General features: G+C 48.6%; 17 protein-coding genes. 1 reads left to right on the top strand and 16 read right to left on the bottom strand.

Translation table 11 applies throughout. The annotated features are described in order from the left end of the window. Positions 1-160 precede the first annotated feature (160 nt). The 12 genes from ACUTVW_RS19650 to ACUTVW_RS19595 form a co-directional block, all read right to left on the bottom strand. The gene (locus ACUTVW_RS19650; protein WP_445647324.1) at positions 161-3,334 is read right to left on the bottom strand and encodes a bifunctional cytochrome P450/NADPH--P450 reductase; all 3,174 of its coding nucleotides are present in this window, start codon (positions 3,332-3,334) and stop codon (positions 161-163) included. A 351-nt stretch (positions 3,335-3,685) separates the two neighbouring features. Next, positions 3,686-4,411, bottom strand: coding sequence for a LutC/YkgG family protein (locus tag ACUTVW_RS19645; protein WP_445647323.1), 726 nt, complete (start codon positions 4,409-4,411; stop codon positions 3,686-3,688). Between the two features lie 3 nt (positions 4,412-4,414). Continuing rightward, on the bottom strand, positions 4,415-5,914 hold the full coding sequence (locus ACUTVW_RS19640) for a LutB/LldF family L-lactate oxidation iron-sulfur protein (protein ID WP_445647322.1): 1,500 nt from the start codon (positions 5,912-5,914) through the stop codon (positions 4,415-4,417). Continuing rightward, positions 5,911-6,639 carry a (Fe-S)-binding protein gene (locus tag ACUTVW_RS19635; protein WP_445647355.1) on the bottom strand — a complete coding sequence of 243 codons (729 nt, stop codon included), beginning with the start codon at positions 6,637-6,639 and terminating at the stop codon, positions 5,911-5,913. Before ACUTVW_RS19635 ends, ACUTVW_RS19640 begins: the two co-directional genes overlap by 4 nt. A 51-nt stretch (positions 6,640-6,690) precedes the next feature. Then, complete coding sequence (locus ACUTVW_RS19630; RefSeq protein WP_445647321.1) at positions 6,691-7,452, bottom strand: DeoR/GlpR family DNA-binding transcription regulator; 762 nt, start codon at positions 7,450-7,452, stop codon at positions 6,691-6,693. Positions 7,453-7,454: 2 nt separating this feature from the next. Next, positions 7,455-8,954, bottom strand: coding sequence for a rhamnulokinase (locus ACUTVW_RS19625; RefSeq protein ID WP_445647354.1), 1,500 nt, complete (start codon positions 8,952-8,954; stop codon positions 7,455-7,457). A gap of 304 nt (positions 8,955-9,258) precedes the next feature. Beyond that, a complete protein-coding gene (locus tag ACUTVW_RS19620; RefSeq protein ID WP_445647320.1) occupies positions 9,259-9,876 on the bottom strand; it encodes a DUF2500 domain-containing protein in 618 nt (205 codons plus the stop codon). 17 nt (positions 9,877-9,893) lie between these two features. After that, a complete protein-coding gene (gene pepF / locus ACUTVW_RS19615) occupies positions 9,894-11,696 on the bottom strand; it encodes an oligoendopeptidase F (RefSeq protein ID WP_445647319.1) in 1,803 nt (600 codons plus the stop codon). 256 nt (positions 11,697-11,952) lie between these two features. Further along, a complete protein-coding gene (locus tag ACUTVW_RS19610; protein ID WP_434751496.1) occupies positions 11,953-12,312 on the bottom strand; it encodes a winged helix-turn-helix transcriptional regulator in 360 nt (119 codons plus the stop codon). A gap of 421 nt (positions 12,313-12,733) precedes the next feature. Further along, a complete protein-coding gene (gene hxlB, locus ACUTVW_RS19605) occupies positions 12,734-13,297 on the bottom strand; it encodes a 6-phospho-3-hexuloisomerase (RefSeq protein WP_445647318.1) in 564 nt (187 codons plus the stop codon). Positions 13,298-13,301: 4 nt separating this feature from the next. Beyond that, positions 13,302-13,934 (bottom strand): 3-hexulose-6-phosphate synthase, encoded by a 633-nt coding sequence (gene hxlA, locus ACUTVW_RS19600; protein WP_445647317.1) that lies wholly within the window; start codon positions 13,932-13,934, stop codon positions 13,302-13,304. Positions 13,935-14,517: 583 nt separating this feature from the next. Then, positions 14,518-15,600, bottom strand: a complete 1,083-nt coding sequence (locus ACUTVW_RS19595) for a lactonase family protein (protein WP_445647316.1) — start codon at positions 15,598-15,600, stop codon at positions 14,518-14,520. Positions 15,601-15,837: 237 nt separating this feature from the next. On the opposite strand from ACUTVW_RS19595, the gene ACUTVW_RS19590 reads away from it, so the two are divergent. After that, positions 15,838-16,749 carry an AEC family transporter gene (locus tag ACUTVW_RS19590; protein WP_445647353.1) on the top strand — a complete coding sequence of 304 codons (912 nt, stop codon included), beginning with the start codon at positions 15,838-15,840 and terminating at the stop codon, positions 16,747-16,749. Here the strand turns inward: ACUTVW_RS19590 and ACUTVW_RS19585 are convergent. From ACUTVW_RS19585 to ACUTVW_RS19570, 4 genes are all read right to left on the bottom strand, one after another. Beyond that, positions 16,727-17,323 (bottom strand): DUF2062 domain-containing protein, encoded by a 597-nt coding sequence (locus ACUTVW_RS19585; RefSeq protein ID WP_445647315.1) that lies wholly within the window; start codon positions 17,321-17,323, stop codon positions 16,727-16,729. The two genes, ACUTVW_RS19590 and ACUTVW_RS19585, sit on opposite strands and share 23 nt — an antisense overlap. 59 nt (positions 17,324-17,382) lie before the next feature. Continuing rightward, positions 17,383-17,841, bottom strand: a complete 459-nt coding sequence (locus ACUTVW_RS19580; protein ID WP_445647314.1) for an OsmC family protein — start codon at positions 17,839-17,841, stop codon at positions 17,383-17,385. Between the two features lie 273 nt (positions 17,842-18,114). Beyond that, positions 18,115-18,882, bottom strand: a complete 768-nt coding sequence (locus ACUTVW_RS19575) for a DeoR/GlpR family DNA-binding transcription regulator (protein WP_445647313.1) — start codon at positions 18,880-18,882, stop codon at positions 18,115-18,117. A gap of 173 nt (positions 18,883-19,055) precedes the next feature. Beyond that, positions 19,056-20,186 (bottom strand): NADH-dependent flavin oxidoreductase, encoded by a 1,131-nt coding sequence (locus ACUTVW_RS19570; protein WP_445647312.1) that lies wholly within the window; start codon positions 20,184-20,186, stop codon positions 19,056-19,058. Positions 20,187-20,439: the final 253 nt, after the last annotated feature.

Genomic DNA, 20,439 nt, shown 5'->3' with positions numbered 1-20,439 from the left:
GAAGGAGCGATCCATTCTATATACTTGAGCCATAACTCCTTAAACGAAAAAAGCGGTGAGAATCGGCTGTCTCCGCTTCTCACCGCGAGGTTTGATCCCTACCTGCGATACACATGATCTGTGTACCCATTAATCACTGAAACACGCTCGCCGAATTCAATCAAATGCCTGTCCAGACATCCTTGGCATAACGGCCTTGTTTTTCAAGCTGATTAAGCCAGGTCTCTGCCTCTTGTTCCGTTTTACCCAGGATGTCTACATAAGCCTGTTTCAGCGTCGCCTCCACATCCGGAGCCATTTTACTGCCATCTCCGCAAATGTACAGATATGCACCATTTTCCAGCAAAGGAATCAACAGATGCGCATCCTCTTTCATTCGGTGCTGAACATAACACTTCGCTTCCCCCTGAATCCGGGAGAATGCCGTATGAAGCTGCACCAGCCCCTCTTGCTGTGCGGTTTCAAGTTCGTTTTTATACAGATAATCATGCTCGGGATTGCGGCAGCCAAAGTACAGATGGGCTTCACCAACTTGCTCACCTTGCTGCTTCATCACATGTCTCGCCTGCAAGAAACCACGGAATGGCGCTACACCCGTTCCCGGCCCAACCATAATGACGGGCACCTCTGGACGCTCAGGCAGCTGGAATCCAGATTCCGGAGTACGGACAAACATCACAACCTCATCCCCAGGCTTGAGCCGAGCCAAATAATTGGAAGCAATGCCTTTGTATACCCCTTCTCCGCTCCAAGCGGGTGCCTCCACCACACTTACCGTAATGCTCGCTTGCGCTGCTTGCACTCGCGGCGAGCTGGAGATGGAATAATATCTGGCCTTTAACGAAGGCAGCAACTCAAGAAAACGCTCAAACGGCAGTTCACATGCTTCATATTTCTCCAGATAGTCCAGCATAGATACTCGTTTGCCACGCACTTCCTTCATATATAATGACTCATCCAGCAAAACTTCAAGCTCCTTCTTATGTGGCGGGCAGACCGTATGTGCAGCAAGCTCTCTCAGCTGTGCACGTGTTGCAGCCTCCTGCAGTTCCACACTATGGCTGAGCAAGTCGTACAGGTTCACTGGCTGTTGCAACGGAAGATGCGCCGCGCTTCGACCCGATGCATCCAGTACCAGGTGCTCGGCTCCGGTAAATCCGTAGCGGCGAAGGACTCGCTCCACCAGCTCCGGCGGATTATGTGGCAGAATGCCCAGATGATCGCCTTCCTTATATGTGATTCCCTCGGGCAATTTAATCTCCAGATGTCTTGTACTCCGCTCACTACCCGCATCATGAAGTTCCCGATTCTCCAGTACGGCAGCAGCATGTGCTTCATATGTTTGCACCAGCGGAGTAACCGCCATTCCACTGACAAAATGTACGGACAGTGAGCTTCGCTCACTCTTCGAGTCCGTATTCAGCTTCAATTCCAGCGTGCGCGCCAGGTCAGGCCATAGTTGTTCTGTCCAATCCTCCACCTGTTTCTCAAAATCACCACTGGCATCCGACTCACCAAGTGATGACAGACGCTTTGCACCGTGTGAGTACAACTGCTCATCAATCAAACGCGGAATGCGTTGATATGTACTAGTCCAGTTGTGATCACCACATCCAAGAACAGTATAGTTCACACCCTTGAACTCATCTGCATCTGCCTGCCCAATCCACTCTATGAACTTTTTGGCGTTGCTTGGCGGCTGACCATTATAGGATGCACTGACAATAATGACAGCTCCTTCTTTCGGCAGATTGCCGACGCGATCATCCAGCGCAGCGACTTCACTGCGAAAACCTTGGTGTCTGGCGGCATCCGCGATTTCACGCGCGGTACCTTCTGCCGTCCCCAGGTTGGAGCCGTACAGGACAAGCATAGGAGTATGATGTGCATCCACAACATCTTGTTCATTTTTTTTCACAGCAGTAGCAGGCTCTTGCACAGTCACACCAGGTACAGCCAACACAGGTTGACCTCCGCGTGGACGTACTCGTATAACAAAATTGTCAGGTTTAAGTGTCAAGGTCTCTTTGACCTTCAACTGATAATTCGTATGATCGATGAAGTCAAAATGCTTCAAAACCATACCCAGCACCAGCGTGGCTTCCTGGAGAGCAAATTGCTGACCGATACAGGCGCGTTGACCGTTACCGAACGGTTTGTACGCGTTATGAGGCACTTTGCTTGGATCTTCGAACCGCTCAGGCCGAAACTCTTCCACATCGTCTCCCCACGCCTCACGGTCCCGATGCAACTTGGGTATGAGCACGCTGACACTGTCTCCTTTTTGCAGCGGATATTGTCCGCCAAGCACGGTATCTTCTTTTGCATACAAGGAAAATGCTGGCGCGGTTGGCCACAAGCGCAATGCTTCGCTCAGCACCATACGTATATATTTCAATTGACGAACCTGATTATACGTCGGCACCGGATCTTTCAGAATCTCATCTGCTTCCGCCTGAGCTTTTGCCAGTTTATCCGGATTTTTCATCAGGTAATATACCGCAAAAGATAACAAACCGCTCGTTGTCTCATGCCCTGCGATCAGGAAGGTAATAATCTGATACCGGATATTTTCATCATCCAATGTTTCGCCTGTCTCCGGGTCTTTGCCGCTAAGCATATGAGAAAGAAGATCATCTGCCCCTTCCTGCGGCTGTGCCTTGCGCTCTGCAATGATGTGATCTACCAGCGAGAACATGGAACGGATGTCCTGCTCGAATTGTTTCTTTTTGGTAATCATCAACTTATCCTGCAAACGCAAACGCTGCAATGAACTCATCGATTCATCCAGTGCACGTACCATGCTTGTAATGAATGGATGCGGTTCTTCTCGATAGAAGCTGTTAAATCGGTAGTTAAATCCACATAGGCCTATGGTGTCCAGCGTCAGACGAGTCATATCATCCGGTACATTCACCGTTTCATCGGGATTAAGTCTCGACCATTTCTGAACCAACTGTACGGCGAGATCCACCATTTTGTTATGGTACCCCTGCATCGCACGCTGGCTGAAGCTTGGAAGCAGCACATTATGTGCCTTTTTCCAGTTAGGCTCGTCCGTCCAACTTGTAAAGAGTCCATCCCCGGCAAAAGCACGCACCTTGGCGAGCGGAGCCCATACTCTTTTATCAAATTTGGATTCATCCGTAACCTCGGCTACGTATTTCTCACTCGAAAGATAAAGCTCACTTCTTCCAGGGTAATCCATGCGGAAAATAGGACCGTACTCTTCTGCCAGCTTAACCAAAGACTGCGTTGGTTCGTCAAAATTCAACTGCGGCAGGTTACCTAATGGGCCGTACGTTTTGGGCTGAGGCACTGAAATGGATGGCATAGCTCTCACTCCTTCTTTTTCTTAAAATGTAAATGATGAATTCTGTTGACTCAGACTTCATTGAACCCCTTTTTCGACCGTATGTGTGTGTATATGTCCTACCCAAAACTAACTGACCGTAATCGTAATATGGTCAATTTGAAGTAAAAAAAATGGGCGTTTCTCTATGTCTATCTTTACCATATCATTTCCAGTTCTAATCTTCAACTGTCCTAAGCCTTAGTTTCTCACACCTCTATTCTCATATTTCTAAAAAAAAACAAAAACTGCCCTCGGCAGAAAATTACGCCAGCAGGACAGTTCTATACTCACAGTTGCTCCCCGTTTCAGATGAGCAAGCGTGCAAACAAGCTAACCAACAATTAGACCATATACAATTCCTGGGCCATGAACCCCGATGGTCAAATCATTCTCAATATCAGATGAACGGCTGGGACCCGAAATAAAATGAATGCCTGCCGGCAGCTGCTCTCTTCCTGCTTCGTCGAAACGGTTCAGTGTCTCACCAAGTCTTGTGTACAGTCGCTCAACCGGAATAATCAAGATCAGCACGGTCGGCAGCAGACTGACGGAGCGTCCCTTCTCCGGGGAAGAAAGCACGGTAACCGAGCCTGTATAAGCAGTCGCATAATCCGCCATCACGACACCGATGTCCGCTTCGGCTGCTCGGGCTTTCCAATCCACATCCGGAGCACTGTTCCATACGGAAACTTGTCGATCTGGAAGCTGCTTCTCCAGTCCCAGATCCGTAAGCGCCTGCTCATTCTGACGAATGAGATATCTAGCACTTAATTCATGAGCTTTATTGGTAATAAATGCTGCGGCTTCTTCCATATTCTGAACTCGGGCGATATGAGCACCGACACTGACAAAGTTATCCGTAAATGCCTGAATTCGCTGTTCCTGATCCCATTCCAGCTCATTCCAAAAGTCCGGGGCACCTCGAAAAGCATGGACTGGAGCATGGCGCTGTCTAGGCCTTTTTAACTTGGCGGCGATATCGTCCATGAATTTCTCCTGTCTGCGCCGCGACTTTTCCTCCATGGCTGCAAGCCATTGCTGATGTTCACTTCCCATGCTTCAACCCTCCCCGCGATTACGAATAAGCTGCTGCATACGCTCATGTACAGACGAATCCATAGCAGTATTCTGCTGATCCAACTCTTGCTCCAGATTGTCCCATTGCTGCCGGAAGGATTTTTTCGCTAGACTGGGAGCCACTCTGTAGGAGTTCCAACCTTTAAGCGGACCAATCTTTAATGAGATGCCATCATTGCGAACAACCGCCTTCTGCCCGATCTGCCCAAGCCGAATTGCGGCAGCAAAACGTTTGGAATTCGCCACAACAGCTGCAAACCCTCTCATTCCCATGCTCTCCAGCTTATCTCCATGTCCGTTTTCAACCTTACGTCTCCGTAAGTAAACGAGCATGTCATGCAATGGAATCTTGACCGGGCAAGCTTCATAACAAGCACCGCACAGACTCGATGCACTTGCAATATCGTTCCACTCCTCAATGTTACCGTTTAATGCAGGAGTCAGCACCGCTCCAATCGGGCCGCTGTAGGTTCCGCCATAAGCATGACCGCCAATGTGCCGATATACCGGACAAGCGTTAAGACATGCTCCGCAGCGAATACAGTTGAGCAATTCCTGGAACTCGGGATCACCAAGTTGCAGAGATCGGCCATTATCCACAATAATGATATGCATTTCATCCGGGCCATCTGCATCTGCCGAGCGACGCGGGCCTGTAATACCCGTCATGTACATCGTGAGTTTCTGCCCAGTGGCAGAACGAGGCAACAAGGTCGCCATGACCTCCAGGTCTTCCCAAGAGGGTATGATGCGTTCCATACCCATCAGTGTAATCTGTGTTTTTGGAACGGTAGATACCATGCGAGCATTGCCTTCATTTTCAAATAACACCATCGAACCTGTCTCGGCAATAGCAAAATTGCAGCCCGTCAAACCAATGTCGGCTTCCAGAAATTTTTCACGCAGCTTCTTGCGCACAAACCCGGCCAGCACTGTCGTATCCGGCTCCAACACCTCTCCTGCTTCCTTGGATAACAGCTCGGCAATTTGATATCTGTTTTTGTGAATCGCCGGAATGACGATATGGGATGGCGCCTCACCCGCAAGCTGTATGATGTATTCGCCAAGATCGGTTTCAATGGCTTCAATGCCTGCCGTTTCCAGTACATGGTTCAGATGCACTTCTTCCGACACCATGGATTTGGATTTCACCACACTTGCAGCTTGTTTAAGAACCGCAATGTCCAGTGCGATTGACGCTGCTTCTGCAGAAGTGTCTGCAAAATGGATATGCACACCGTTTGCACGGGCGTTGTTCACGAATTCATTCAAGTAATAATCGAGATGCGCAATCGTATGCAGACGAATCTGACGTCCACGCTCCCGCCATTCTTCCCAGTTACCATGCTCTTCGGAGGCTGCCTTCTTGCCATTACGCAAACGTTCTGTCGTAAACTTCACGGCTTTGCGGAGAAAATCATCATTCAGTGCCAAACCCGCACGGGATTTGACCGTTTCATTCATAACACCAGGTTGACTCATCCGGTCTGCACCCCCTCATATAACAGTTCAGCCAGATGCATCACGCGTACAGGTTCGTTTCTGTACCGAAGGTTGCCTGCAATATTCATCAGACAAGCCATGTCTAGCCCAACAAGTACTTCAGCCTGTGTTTCTTTCACATAGTCCACCTTCTCACTCACCATCGCCCCCGAGATTTCCGACATTTTAATGGCAAATGTACCCCCGAACCCGCAGCAATCTTCTGCATGAGGCAGTGGGACCAGTTCAAGTCCTTTGACTTTGGAGAGTAAAGCCAGCGGTTCATCTTTCACCCCAAGCAGGCGGCTGCCATGACAAGAAGGGTGGTAGGTTACTTTATGCGGAAAATGTGCACCGATATCCGTTACACCCAGTACCTGTACAAGAAATTGCGTGAACTCGTAAGCCTTGGCTTCAAGCCTTTTCGCTTTTTCCAACCATTCCGGCTCATCTGCAAACAGCTCAGGGTAATGATGAATCATATAGGTACATGAGCCTGATGGACACACGACAAAGTCGCTGTCATCAAATGCTTCTAATATTGTTTTGGCAGCAACCCGCGTCTCATCCCAGTATCCGCTGTTATAAGAGGGCTGGCCACAACACGTCTGCACTTGCGGAAATTCAAGGCGAACGCCATGAGCGGCAAGCAATCGGACCATTGCCTCCCCCACTCGAGGATAGATGGCATCGCTGAGACAGGTTATAAACAAGGAGACTTTCATCATTACACGCTCCAATTAACAATTTATTTCAAGGCCGGCATTCAGGCTTCGTTATACTGTAAGCACCCGTAAATGATACGCACTGCTCGCGGAAGTCTGCTCCTCGCTCAAGGGTTGATCCGTAATGATGGTGTGTACAGTATCCAGTGCGGTCACACGAGCAAAAGCCCGAATGCCAAACTTGCTCGCATCAGCCAGCAAGATCACCTGATCCGCGATCCCGACCATCTTCTGTTTTAATCTGGCTTGAAGTTCATTCGATTCACTGATGCTGCCGCTTTCCAGATGAACACCTTTGCAGGATAAAAAAAGTTTGTCCACATGATAGGTTTCCAGCGAACGCTCTGCAAGGGGTCCAACAAAGGATAGGGACCGAGCCGCCAGTTGCCCACCTGTGGAGATGACCTCGATGTGGTCTCGAGTGCTCAGTTCGGTAGCAACTTGAATCGAGTTGGTTAACACCGTCAGGGGCATATCTGGCATGTTCGCCGCCATATACCCTGCAGTTGTACTGGCATCCAGCAAAATACGATCTCCAGCTTGAATCAACGCCAAAGCTGCATCGGCAATCCGTTTTTTCTCTATCGTCTGCGTCGTTTCCCGAATTCGGTAAGGTATCTCCGGCTGATCCTCCTTCACACTAACCGCTCCGCCGTGCGATCTGCGCAACCGGCCGGCCCGTTCCAACCGATCCAGATCGCGGCGAATGGTCTCTTCGGTTACACGGCAGCGCTCACTAAGCTCGGATACTCGCATGCTCCCCTTGATATTCACTAACTCCACAATCCGGTCATAACGTTCTGCCGCGAGCATGTCTACACCTCACTCCCGGTTTCTGTCCCTGGTGAATTAGCCGTTATTCGTACAAACCGTTCATACGCTTCTTCCCATGCCGACTTGTTATCTTCCGGCTCATATTCTGTTACCGGGAATGAATCTCGAATGACACGGCGTGCTTCCCAAATATCCTTGAACGCTCCGCTCGCAATCCATTGCACAGCCATATTTCCGATCGCACTTCCCTCTGCTGGCCCTGCCCAGACGGGCTTGCCAATGGAGTTCGCTGTCCACTGGCATAACAACTCATTCTGAATGCCGCCGCCCACCATATGCAATCCGCCGAATGACTGATCTGATAGCTGCTCTGTCCACTGCAGAACTCTACGGTATTTCAAAGCAAGACTCTCCAGAATGGCCCGAGCTATGCTTCCCTGATCTTCTGGAACAAGCTGTCCTGTCTTGCGGCAGTATTGACGAATCCGCTCTGTCATGTTGCCCGCAGGCAGAAACAGTTCATCATCCGGGTCGAACAGGCTGGTAAAAGCCGGAGCCACCTCTGCCTTCGCCAGCAATGATGCATAACTGATTCCTTGCCCTTCGCGCTCCCACTGTCGCATGCATTCTTGCAAAATCCAGAGACCCATAATGTTCTTGAGAAGACGATATGTGCCACCTGCGCCACCTTCATTCGTAAAGTTCAACGCTAGACTCTCAGCACTGATGACCGGCTGATCCAGCTCGGTTCCCATCAGGGACCATGTCCCGCAGCTTAGATATACAAAGCTTCGTTCCGTCGCTGGAACCGCCACGACAGCTGAACCGGTATCATGCTCAGCCACAGCCAGGACGGGAATGGACGATAGGCCGATATCATTACGTATGCTGCTGCGGAGCTGTCCAACAGGAGTCCCGGGCAACACCACATCACCGAACCATTGATCTGAAACACCGATATGGGCGAGCAATTCCCGATCCCATTGTCTCAGAACCGGATTGTATAACTGTGTTGTCGTTGCATTGGTGAACTCATTCACCGCTTCTCCTGTGAGGAAATAACGTAACAGATCAGGAATCATCAGAAAACGCTCAGCTTCACGCAGCAACGGAGAAGCACTGCGCTTGAGTGCTGCAAGCTGATATAATGTGTTAAACGGAAGAAACTGGATGCCTGTACGTTCGAAAACCCGCTTAGACGTTAACTCCTGACAAACGGTATCCATCACGCCGTTGAACTGGGTGTCACGATAATGATAGGGATTACCGAGCAGTTCACCGTTGCTTCCCAGCAAACCAAAATCCACGCCCCAAGAGTCAATCCCCAGACTCTCCGGTATTTCACCTTGTTGTTTTACAAGCGTCAACCCCTGAAGCACTTCATGATGCAGCCGCAGAATATCCCAGTGCATCCGTTCTCCGGCTTTCACAGGTTCATTTTTGAAGCGATGAATTTCCCGGGTTTCGATCCCTCGATCATTCAGCTGCCCCAGTATAGCCCTGCCGCTTCCCGCACCCAAATCATAAGCCAGCACACTCACTGCTTTCCCACCTTCCTGCAAGTTATCGTCTTCAACCTTCACATCTATCTTGGATCCTGAAGTCTAATCATACTGGACAACCACCATGACTTATACCGTGATCTTCACTTAACTCTTTTCCTTCTGCTACACATTCATCTTTACTTCCTGCCCGAATAACTCTTTGTTTGTTTTTGTTTAATACTGTTTAGTTTTATTTAACGAGTATATCATCATTGTAAGCGTTTGAATACCCATGAATTCGCTTTTCCACCCCACAACAAAAACGACTCACTCCCTTTCGGGAGGAGCCGCTGCTTCATTTTTACATATAAAAAGGTTCATTCTTCGTGCCGGATTGTCCTGACTGAGGTTGGATATCACGTTCAAAATGTTTAAAGCGTGTCCCCTGATAGGTTAGCATGCCTCGATCCTGCTCCACCAGCATACCGTACATTTGACCGCCTACATTCAGTTCCAGACGTTCCCCATTATCAAACTCAAAAGTGGCGTAATAACTCGTTGTAGCACTGCTATCGCCGCTTCCACCGCTAACCTCCGTTCGTTTCGTAACAATTCTGGAATGTAAGGTCAGTACAGCTGCAGCATTGTTGGAAGACCAGGTTCGTACACCGGAGAAGATGGCATATACGATGCCGCCTGCCACAACGAGAAACACGATACCGATCAAAATAGGGACGATCGTGCCCATTGCCCCAAGTTCATTGAAGCCAGAAAAAAAACCACTCTGATTGCCTTCAAACCCCGGCACGCCGCTCATATCATCGAATCCCCCGAAGCCATCTACACTCAACTGGCCCACTGACGGGAATATGCCCGTAACCGCCATAACACATCGTTCCTTTCCCCACGCAAAATAAAACTTCACCGCTTCCCGTTCAGAAAATGGTGCACTCTCAGACACCCCTTCTGCCTTGTCCATATACTATATGAGCCGGATCATGAATACAGACGTTCAAGTTCGTCAACAAGACTGCCGACGTAAGCAACTGCCGTGCGAATCGGCTCAGGGCCGGACATGTCTACACCCGCAAGCTTCATCAGTTCCTGCGGCGGGAGACTTCCGCCGGATTTAAGCGCTTCAAGCCAGCGATCCACTGCAGGCTGTCCTTCCTCTCTGATCTTCTGCGCAGCTGCTGTTGACGCGGTTAAACCTGCTGCATAGGTGTATGGGTATAAGCCCATATAATAATGAGGCTGTCTCATCCACGTCAGCTTGGCACCTTCGTCTACCACCAACTCAGGCCCCCAGAATTCCGAAAGAATCGCACCTTTCAGCTCACTTAACGTTTTTGCCGTAATCGGCTTGTCGTTCGTTGCGAGCGTATATACCCTGCGCTGTAATTCTCCCTCCAGCAGATGCGTAACGAAGTTGTGATAATACGTGTTAAGTAATTGCAAAATGACCCAACGCCGCATTCTCGGATTCTCAGAACGGTTCAGCAGATGATCTGCCAGTAACATTTCGTTCATTGTAGAGGGCGCTTCGATAAAATAGAGAGAAGGCCGCGTATTGGTAATCCGCTGATATCTTCCAGCTAGCATAAAATGACCCGCATGCCCCACCTCATGAGCCAGCGTGAATGCCCCACGCATGTTATTCGCCCATGAAATTAAGATATAAGAGTGGGAGCCATAGATGGAGGAACAGAACGCTCCCGTGGATTTACCTGCATTATCCGCATAATCAACCCAGCGGTCATTAAAGGCTCGTTCAACAATCTCTCCGTATTCAGGCCCCAGTACATCCAGCGCCTCACGAATCAGCGTACAGGCTTCATCATATGTAATGGCTGGACTGAATTCCGGATCAAGCGGAGCCTTTAGATCACAGAACATCAGTTTGTCGAGTCCAAGCTCCCGTTTTTTCAGCGCAGCCAGTCTGCGCATATGTGGAGCAAGTTCCTTTTGAATAATATTCAGGACGTTATTGTACATCTCCTTGCTCACTTGCTGCGGCGCCAGCAGCATGTCCGTCACATCATCATATCCGCGCAGACGGGATAACACCACCTGTTTCTTCACCTCGGCAGCATATCCTTCAGCAAACGTATTTTTGTAATTATTCAACGTTTCATTGAAGGAGGCGTAAGCGGAGCGGCGCAGCTCAGTATCGGGTGACATCTCGTAATTATTTTCATAAAAAGACCATGATAATGGACGGGATTGTTCCTCACCATCCCATGCTTCAGCAAAAGTCATATCCGCCAGCTTGCCACGCTGGTAGATTCGATAGGGCGAATCCAACACTTCGCCGAGTGAAGCCAGTACTTTCTCCGTCTCAGGCGAGAGCCGATGAGCTTTTTCCTCCAGCAGTCTTTGCAGGCTACGCTTATATGGTGCCAGACCCGGAAGCTTATTCAAATACTGCTCAATCGTACCTTCCGGCAGGGAAACAATTTCGGAGTTGATAAAAGAGAGGCTGGACGACAGGGTAGATAGAATATCACCAGCTTTCGCTGCGTTCTCCATATTTACCGGGTTTGTGCTGTCCTCCGACTGTTTCAAACGCGCATAAGCCCCCGCCTTGCCAATCCGTTCCTGCAAAACTTCCCGGGCATCCAGACAAGCGAGCAATTGCTCTGCCTGTTGACCCAGTGTACCCCTGAAGTTTTCGATATCAGCAGCGGCATCTGGCAGGGATGTAAGCTCCTGTTCCCATTCCGCATCGGTAGCAAACAGATCTCTCAGATCCCAGGTCGCTTCCACCATGACCTCGGCACGTGTACGTATCTTATCCATCTGATTTGTCCTCCTTCTTGCATTTCCAATATCTCTCATCGTATCATAATCTGCCAATGCATACATGACATGTCCTATTTATGAGACTTTTGGTTTAACTCCGCAAAATCAATCCGGCTTAAAAAGTAAAAACGCCAAGTTCCGGACGTGTCCAGTTCCTTGACGTATCTTTTATCTTATTTATGTTTATTAAAGTTTTATGCTTGTTACAGTTGTTCATTTCTGTCACTTATAAAATAGTCCGTTTAGACAGCGTTTAGTCCGCTTTCCAAATGACATTTTCACCGTAGTTTTTACCCCAGTTGTACATCGCATGCAGCACAGGCATCAAACTCTGACCATGATCCGTCATCGAGTATTCAACTCGGGGCGGAACCTCGGCATACACCTTGCGCTCCACCAGTTTGTCTTCCTCCAACTCACGCAACTGGTTCGTCAGCATCTTTTGTGTAATGTGCGGGATCAAACGTTTCAACTCACTGAATCGTTTGGTGCCCTCCAGACCCAAATGCCACAATATAATAAGCTTCCACTTGCCACCGATCACCGCCAGCGTTAATTCCTTTTCGCAGTTGATTTCTTTCAAATTAATGCGTTCCTTCACTTCAGACGCCATGGCTCAAAGCCCCCTTTATCTCGTAACTATATAAGTTGAACAATAGATTTTACACAGTCCACTCCGATGACAGAATAACCTTTCAATCGCTGTTATCCCCAGATTTTTTGGACTCCCCTTTCCAAAGGGGAAAATCCGGTGATAAAGGCGAACGCTTCACTTTTTCAGGTTTTTTCTGTCCTCTCCGTTAACGTGTAAAGAATTGTTCCACTTATATAGTTCATCTTTATATTAAGCCTGCTTCCACATTGGCCAACGTGTGTGTGACCCAACCCTAATACTTCATTTTACTACAGCACGGAAGGAATGCAACGTTTGTTAATTTTCTTCTTTTCGCAGAAAAGACCGAAATCCATGCAACAGCACAGGACTCCGGTCTACTTCTTTTTTTACCTATTCGAATATTAACACTTCGATGGAGCTACTCCAAGTTCGCATGTCGGCGAAACATATCCGATCCGGTCATGCCTTTCATCTCCATCATGGTGAGGATCAGCGCATCCATGCTTAACAACAGGCTTTGTTCAAACAAGGAACCCATAGGCTGGATGGTAACATCCGCTCCAGCTCCTGCTGTATCCTCTTTCGCTGAAGCTGGCAGACGCACAACCGCTTGGGCCATCTGCGCAATCGTGGACTCCGGCTTAATCGTGATTAAGCCTACAGGTGCGCCCGCTTGATTCGCTTTCCGTGCCATCGCGGCCAGACTGCCTGTCTCTCCAGAGCCCGAACATAACAGCAGGAAATCCGCTGAGCTAATCCCCGGTGTCACGGTCTCACCCACCACGTAAACGGCAAGTCCCATCTGCATCAATCGCATCGCAAAAGCTTTTCCCATTAGACCCGAACGACCTGCCCCGGCCACAAAAATATGCTCCGCAGCCAGCAGTTTCTCTGCCATCGCCTGCATCTCGGCATCGTCAATCTGACTTAACGTGCGCTCTAATTCCTTCAGGATTTCTGCGGTATATGCTCTGCTGCTCATAAGCTTACCCTTGTTTTACAAGGCGCTGCATTTCAGATGCCACAGCTGCTTTATCCGCTTGTCCTGTGATTCCGCCGCCAACAATGACCAGGTCAGGTTGTGCTTTAATTACTTCTGGCAAAGTATCCAACTTGATACCACCAGCGACTGCAGTTTTAGCATTTTTCACCGCACCTTTGATCGTTTGCAGGTCTTCGAACGGGCTTTGTCCAACGGCTTGCAGATCATAACCGATGTGAACACAGATGTAGTCTACGCCCAGAGCGTCCACTTCACGCGCACGTTGTTCCAAGTTAGGTACGTTGATCATGTCCACGAGAACTTCTTTGTTTTGCTTTTTCGCTTCTTCTACAGCACCTTTGATCGTCATATCGTTGCTTGCACCGAGAACGGTGATAAGGTCTGCCCCAGCTTCAGCCGCTTTCATAATTTCGTAGCCGCCAGCGTCCATAATTTTCAAGTCAGCGAGTACTTGCAGGTTAGGGTAAGCTTCTTTCATTGCTTTTACTGCATGCAAACCTTCGTTAATGATAATCGGTGTGCCGATCTCGACGATATCAATATAGGATTCAACCTCTTTAACCAATGCGATACCTTCCGGGATGTTGACCAAATCAAGTGCAAGTTGTAATTTCATGTTATATGTCTCCTTTGTTATTGAAATATAAGTAAATGTTGTTATATAAGTTGAAACTAAAGATTTTACACAGTCCACTCCGATGACAGAATAACCTTCCAATCGCTGTTATCCCCAGATTTTTTGAATGAATTCCCTTTTCCCAAGGGAAAAATCCGGTGATAAAGGCGAAGCATATGCTTCCGATGTTAGCTTTCTTTCAGAAAGCTTTTGGCTTCGCTTTTCCAGTTTTTTTCTGTCCTCTCCGTTAAAGTGTAAAAGAAGTGTTCAACTTCTATAGATCCAAATGTTTGTTCTTACCGCCAACGTTCATTGGCTAATTTCAGCTTCTTGTACGGTGGCTTCTAGTTCATTGTAGATCCTGACTGTCCATTCAGGAAGTACGCACTTTCAAGTGAGGTAGTTACTTCGGAGAAACTAATGAAAGTATAACGTTGTTATCAGAATTCAATTTCAAATTACAGTCTTATAGTACCTTTTCTGACTTATAGAAATAGAAAAACCCCGCCTTCCCAGGCAGGGTTCCTCTCCATCTTCATTCCAGCGTAAGCTGCATGTTGATGTCTTCTTTTATATAATCTCGTTACAGATATACAGGTTTCACACATACCGGCTTGGATACACCTGTGCTGTGACCTGTGTATTTCAAACGGCCGCTCTCCTGATCAACTGTGAAAGTAACCATGTTGTTGGTATCACGGTTAGCTGCAATCAGCATTTTACCGTTCGGTGTCAATGCGAAATGACGCGGGTGCTGTCCTTCTGCGGAGACATGCTCTACAAGTGTCAGATGACCTTTGTCTGCATCCACAGCGTATACGACGATACTGTCGTGTCCACGGTTGGAACCATATACAAAACGGCCATCGCTCGAAACCGTAATCTCGGCAGTTGTATTCTCAGCGCCGTCATAACCATCAGGCAGCGTTGAAATATTGGAGATTTCAGTCAGCGTGCCCGCAGCTGCATCATATTTGTAAGAAGTGATGGACGAATCCACTTCATTGATCACATAAGCAAACTGACCATTCGGATGGAACGCCAAGTGGCGTGGCCCTGCGCCCGGATGAGTCTTCGTTTCACTGTGGAATACCAATTCCTTTGTACCCTCGTTAATGGAATAGATCGCAATTTTATCTGCGCCCAGATCCTGTACTGTCATGTATTTGCCGTCCGGGCTGAAGAATGCAGAGTGCACATGTGGCTTGTCCTGACGTTCAGGATGTGCCCCGTGGCCTTCATGTTTCTTCTCGTCGAGAAGGGCTCCAACCTCACCATTGTCAGTGAGAGCCTGAAGCCCAACCAATCCACCGTGATAGCTGGACAAGATCAAATATTTACCGGAAGGGTCACGTTGGATATGACATGGCGGAGCAGAGATGGAGTCCTCGCGATTCAGCAAAGTCAATTTACCTGTGGAAGGATCTACGCTCAGTGCTACTGCTTCCGACATTTTATTGCCTTCGGCAGATGCCGTTTCACCAATGGCATACAGTTTGTTAGCTTGTGCATCCACGTTGACAAACGTTGGGTTTTTCACACCGGCAATTCCGTCCAGCTTAGACAGACTGCCTGTATCCTCATTTAATTCGTATGCGTAAATGCCCTCATTTTCCGTTTCGGCATAAGAGCCGACCAATACGAGCAAGCGTTTTGATTCACTCATTACAGTTTCCTCCTCTATGTGTATGTAATCTTGTTGCACCTCTTCTATAATAAATCTGCCATATCAAAATAGCAATCTGCCCCCTACTCACTCCCCAGAGCCCTGCCATGTTTAACGCAAAGCAATGCGTATCCGAACGAGGATGTCCTTATCCATTCAACTGTCGAGCATTTCCTGCTATGATAAGATAGGTTTTTCATCCAGAAAGGACTGAACAGATTGTTTACCTCGTTTTTCATGACGCTCTACCATGTGTTTCTGCCCATATCCCTGCCAGTGATTGGCGGAGTGTTGTTAAAACATTTCAGAGATTGGGATACTCGGCCATTATCAACGTTTTCACTCTATATTCTAAGTCCTGCGCTCATCTTCCATACCTTGTTACATGCAGAGATTACCTGGACCGATGTCACAAGCACCTTCTGGTTCTCCATCCTTAACCTCGTGGCCCTCTGGGCCCTTGCCGAGTTACTGAGCCGGATTTTTGGTCTGGGTGCACCGGAAAAAGCAGGTCTGACCCTCGTCTCCACATTCACGAACTGTGTGAACTACGGGCTCCCGCTTGTACTGCTTGCTTTCGGTCAGCTGGGACTGGACAAGGCTTCGGTTTATGTTATTGGACAGATGATTATTGTCAATACGGTAGGCATTTTCTTTGCCGCAAGATCAGAATTCACTGTAAAAAACGCGCTGCTTTCCGTTTTCCGTATGCCCACCATCTATGCAGCCATTATCGCTGTCATCTTGCGGAGCTCTGGCATTCTTCTTCCCGAGGCACTGGATGGGGGCATCTCCATGATGGCTGCCGGTTACTCTCCCATGGTTCTGGCGATCCTGGGCGCACAGATGCTCAGATCCAAAGGAGATAGAGCACCTTGGCAGTCTAACGTCCGTAAGGCATTCTGGGCAGGGCTTGTCGTGCGGCTTGCTGCAGCACCCGTCTTAGCTTGGCTTATTCTGAAAGCACTGCAAGTCGAGGGGACATTATTTCCGGTGTTGTTCATCCTTGCCTCGATGCCAACCGCAGTGAATGCCGTTATTTTGGCTGAACAGTTCGGTGCATCTCCGCAATTTGTATCCCGCTGTATTCTGTGGACCACCGCTGCATCCATGGTCATTCTTCCGATTATGATTGTGATGTCTTCCTGATCAGCACAGATGCCGTGCTGGCACCAGAGGCGTTTGCCGCTTGGCGACGCTTCTCCTGCCGGCGTTCATGCCGCCGATGAAGGGCTCTGACATAGAAATATTTCACAACAAAATACGAAATAAAGCCCAGAATTAAACCAAGCACACTCATCCCTGCCAAAATATCGAGACCGCCAAGCAGCAATTCACTTACTGCCGACCAGTTTCCATGAAACAGTTCCCTCCATGCACTCTCATGCATAGGTCCCTGCCCCATACTATGAGATGGCAAAATCCATGAACCAATCTGCTTCGCAAGTGGCATCAGAATAATGGGCAGAAACGTCAGCTTGCCCACGACATTACCCACAATGGCTGCTGGCATGGAGCCTCCAGCCAGACGCACAATCGGATAAAATACAAGATAGATCAGGGACGCGGTCGATATTACGATCATTTCAAGTCCGAACCCTATGGCAAATCCGGTAGATACCTTGTGAGCACCACCCGGAGCACGTAAAAGTTTGAGAAAATTCAGTTTCATCGCACGAGTTAAACGTGCCAATCGATTAGGTTTGCGCTTCTGGTTCTTCATCCTGAATTTCTCCTTATTTTGCACAAATGACGAATTAAGTCGTCTATTGTCCGATTATATCACACTGCGTCAGCTCCAGTGGTTACAATCACGGGACGTGTTTCCATCAACACATTCCCTGCTACCGCACGAGATATCATACAGGAAGCTTCCGCTTTATGTGCCAGCTTCTCGGCTTTGCTCAGATCGGACTCGGATGCATCGCTTGGAAGCACAATTCGCGGCCTGTGCACAATTCGTTCATACGTAAAGACGTTATTTGTCACATCTACCGTTGCCTCCGATTCCAGCGTCAGTTCATCCGGTGTAATATCCGAACGCTCCAGCATCGCGGCCAGAGTGATCAGGTAACAAGTCGCTGCTGCACCCAACAACATCTCATCCGGGTTGGTTCCTGTTCCAGGGCCGCCCATCTCCTGCGGAATGGAAATGACTGTTTTTAAACCGCCTGCATCAATCGTGCCCTCACTGTTCCGTCCGCCATTCCAAACCGCTTTTAAGTGAAACGGATGTTTCATTGCCATCGATCCTTTCTATGATAAGTTGAAATAAATACATTTACACAGGACACTCCGATGACAGAATAACCTTCCAATCGCTGTTATCCCCGGATTTTTTTGATTCCTTTTTCCAAAGGGAAAAATCCGGGGATAAAGGCGAAGCATATGCTTCCGATGTTAGCTTTCTTTCAGAAAGCTTTTGGCTTCGCTTTTCCAGGTTTTTTCTGTCCTCTCCGTTAACGTGTAAAAGACCCATTCAACGTATCTAAAATTAATAATCTTAATTTGGAGTCACACACGTATACACGTAATTTGAAGCTCATTTAAAGCTTCAACATGCTCGTCCTGCACACCCTGATCGGTAATCACCTTCCCGACACTCTCCATGCCGGCCACTCTTGTAAAAGCCTGAATATTAAACTTGCTCGAATCGGCAAGCAAAATAACTTCGTCCGCAATCTGGATCATTTTCTGCTTCACCAGAGCTTGTAATTCATTCGACTCGCTGATGCCCTTGGTCAGATGTACACCTTTGCAGGACAAAAATACCTTATCCACATGATACGCATCCAGCGAGCGCTCTGCGAGCGGCCCGACAAAAGACAAGGATTTCGAAGCAAGCTGCCCACCTGTGGCAATAACACGAATCTGTTCCTTCGTGCTGAGCTCCGCCGCGACCTTGATTGAGTTGGTTAGCACCGTAAGGGGGATGTTGGGCAGTCCGGCTGCCATGTACCACGCCGTCGTACTCGCATCCAGAGCAATCCGGTCGCCCGGTTCCACCAGCTTCACCGCTTCACCAGCAATACGGCGTTTCTCATCTGCATGAGCAACAGCTCGCTCAGGGTAAGGAATCTCGGATTGCAGTTCTTCCTTGTACTTCACACTTACCGCTCCGCCGTGGGATCGTCTTAGCCTGCCCGCCTGCTCCAGCTTGTCCAGGTCACGGCGAATCGTCTCCTCTGTCACCCCGCAGCGCTCACTAAGCTCGGTAACACGCATGCTTCCTTGCGCATCTACCCATTCCACAATTTTCTCATATCGTTCCGCAACGAGCATCCTTCATCCACTCCAAACCGTTATTATACCAATGAATCCTGTCACCCCATCATATCATAGAGCGGTCAGAAGGAGAATTTCAGACCCTTGCAAGAAATGACTCTCAATAAACATTCAGGCTTATATACAAAAAAGGAGGCTTTCGCCTCCTCTTTCCAAGTCATTACGACGAATTATTTATCGTCTGCCATAGGGAACCAGCCCGGTGTGTGGATGATCGCATTCCACAATCCGTCAGGGATCACCAGACGTTCCTGATCCGATTTCGTCAGAATGGTCTCGATGTCCTCTTCCCGTCCGCTTTCGATCTTTTCGACCCAATCCGGCTCGATAATCAGTTCACGTCCAATCGCCAGCAGTGGAACACCAGACTCCAGCGCTTCAGCAGCCTCATCTGCGGTATGGATTGCTCCTACGCCAATCACAGGCACTTTACCACCGACGCGATCCAGAATATATTCGATTCTGGCACGTGTATCCTCTTCACCACGTCTTGGCTTCGACCAGAACTCACTCAAGGAAACATGCAGATAGTCGAGGTTTTTGTCTTTCAAAGCATCAATCAGTGCATACGTATCCTCCATCGTCAGACCTGGCGTTTCAGGCTCTTCCGGCGAGAATCGGTAACCCACAATGAATGGAAGCTTGGTATGCTCGGCAACGACACGCTGCACTTCGTCTACCACAGCGAGCGGGAACGCCAACCGTTTCTCCACACTGCCGCCCCAACGGTCTTCACGGCGATTGGAATGAGGAGAGAAAAATTGCTGGATTAGATAACCATTCGCGCCATGAATCTCAATACCGTCAAAACCCGCTTCTATCGCACGACGAGTCGCTTCACCAAAATCACGGATAACCGATGTGATCTCTTCGTCTGTCATTTCTCTCGGCTCCGGTGAACCCGGACGTTCACTTGCGACTGCACTAGGTGCAACCACTTGGCCAGCAGGAACCGCTTGTTCCGGGGTCAGACGGCCTGCATGGAACATTTGCAATACAGCAACAGAACCTTGCTGTTTAATGGTTTCAGCCAGACGTTTCAGGCCTGGAACAAAGCTGTCGTCATAAGAACCAAATTGGGCTGGAAATCCAATACCGTTTGGTGTTACATGCGTTACCGCCGTAACCGACATACCTGCCCCGCCTGTACGACGCGCATAGTATGCAAGCTCAGCATCCGATACTGTGCCATCTGGATTAGAGGACATATGAGTCATAGGAGCAAGCACGATCCGGTTTTTCAGTGTAATGCCGCTTGGCAGTGAAACTTGTTCAAACATTTTCGAATACTTTGGATTCATTCGTGGTTCCCTCCTGATATTATATCTCTTTAAATAGATATATGGATATATAACGCCTCACTACTGTAATTATTATAGTTACGTTTGTTTTCAATTGCAACCTTTACTTTTTCCAATCCTTGTCAGCCTGTATGAAAACGATGGAAAATGTATAAAAGGACAGAGTGTCCTCAGACGCTCTATCCCGTTTTTTAACCAATCCGCGAGTTCAGAAACATAGGGACCTTAGAGCCGCAGACCCACGTACAGCATC

It is taken from the genome of Paenibacillus sp. TSA_86.1 (assembly GCF_052691815.1).
The sequence above is the reverse complement of the archived record's forward strand: the minus strand, read 5'-3'. Positions and strand labels throughout refer to the sequence as shown.

What these genes read in the sequence shown, in the direction of transcription:
- hxlB (WP_445647318.1), bottom strand. Translation starts at nt 13,297, where the DNA reads ATGAGCAGCAGAGCATATACCGCAGAAATCCTGAAGGAATTAGAGCGC.
- hxlA (WP_445647317.1), bottom strand. Translation starts at nt 13,934, where the DNA reads ATGAAATTACAACTTGCACTTGATTTGGTCAACATCCCGGAAGGTATC.
- ACUTVW_RS19650 (WP_445647324.1), bottom strand. Translation starts at nt 3,334, where the DNA reads ATGCCATCCATTTCAGTGCCTCAGCCCAAAACGTACGGCCCATTAGGT.
- ACUTVW_RS19570 (WP_445647312.1), bottom strand. Translation starts at nt 20,186, where the DNA reads ATGAATCCAAAGTATTCGAAAATGTTTGAACAAGTTTCACTGCCAAGC.
- ACUTVW_RS19580 (WP_445647314.1), bottom strand. Translation starts at nt 17,841, where the DNA reads ATGAAACATCCGTTTCACTTAAAAGCGGTTTGGAATGGCGGACGGAAC.
- ACUTVW_RS19595 (WP_445647316.1), bottom strand. Translation starts at nt 15,600, where the DNA reads ATGAGTGAATCAAAACGCTTGCTCGTATTGGTCGGCTCTTATGCCGAA.
- ACUTVW_RS19630 (WP_445647321.1), bottom strand. Translation starts at nt 7,452, where the DNA reads ATGCTCGCGGCAGAACGTTATGACCGGATTGTGGAGTTAGTGAATATC.
- ACUTVW_RS19610 (WP_434751496.1), bottom strand. Translation starts at nt 12,312, where the DNA reads ATGGCGTCTGAAGTGAAGGAACGCATTAATTTGAAAGAAATCAACTGC.
- ACUTVW_RS19585 (WP_445647315.1), bottom strand. Translation starts at nt 17,323, where the DNA reads ATGAAGAACCAGAAGCGCAAACCTAATCGATTGGCACGTTTAACTCGT.
- ACUTVW_RS19640 (WP_445647322.1), bottom strand. Translation starts at nt 5,914, where the DNA reads ATGAGTCAACCTGGTGTTATGAATGAAACGGTCAAATCCCGTGCGGGT.
- ACUTVW_RS19635 (WP_445647355.1), bottom strand. Translation starts at nt 6,639, where the DNA reads ATGAAAGTCTCCTTGTTTATAACCTGTCTCAGCGATGCCATCTATCCT.
- pepF (WP_445647319.1), bottom strand. Translation starts at nt 11,696, where the DNA reads ATGGATAAGATACGTACACGTGCCGAGGTCATGGTGGAAGCGACCTGG.
- ACUTVW_RS19620 (WP_445647320.1), bottom strand. Translation starts at nt 9,876, where the DNA reads ATGGACAAGGCAGAAGGGGTGTCTGAGAGTGCACCATTTTCTGAACGG.
- ACUTVW_RS19645 (WP_445647323.1), bottom strand. Translation starts at nt 4,411, where the DNA reads ATGGGAAGTGAACATCAGCAATGGCTTGCAGCCATGGAGGAAAAGTCG.
- ACUTVW_RS19590 (WP_445647353.1), top strand. Translation starts at nt 15,838, where the DNA reads ATGACGCTCTACCATGTGTTTCTGCCCATATCCCTGCCAGTGATTGGC.
- ACUTVW_RS19575 (WP_445647313.1), bottom strand. Translation starts at nt 18,882, where the DNA reads ATGCTCGTTGCGGAACGATATGAGAAAATTGTGGAATGGGTAGATGCG.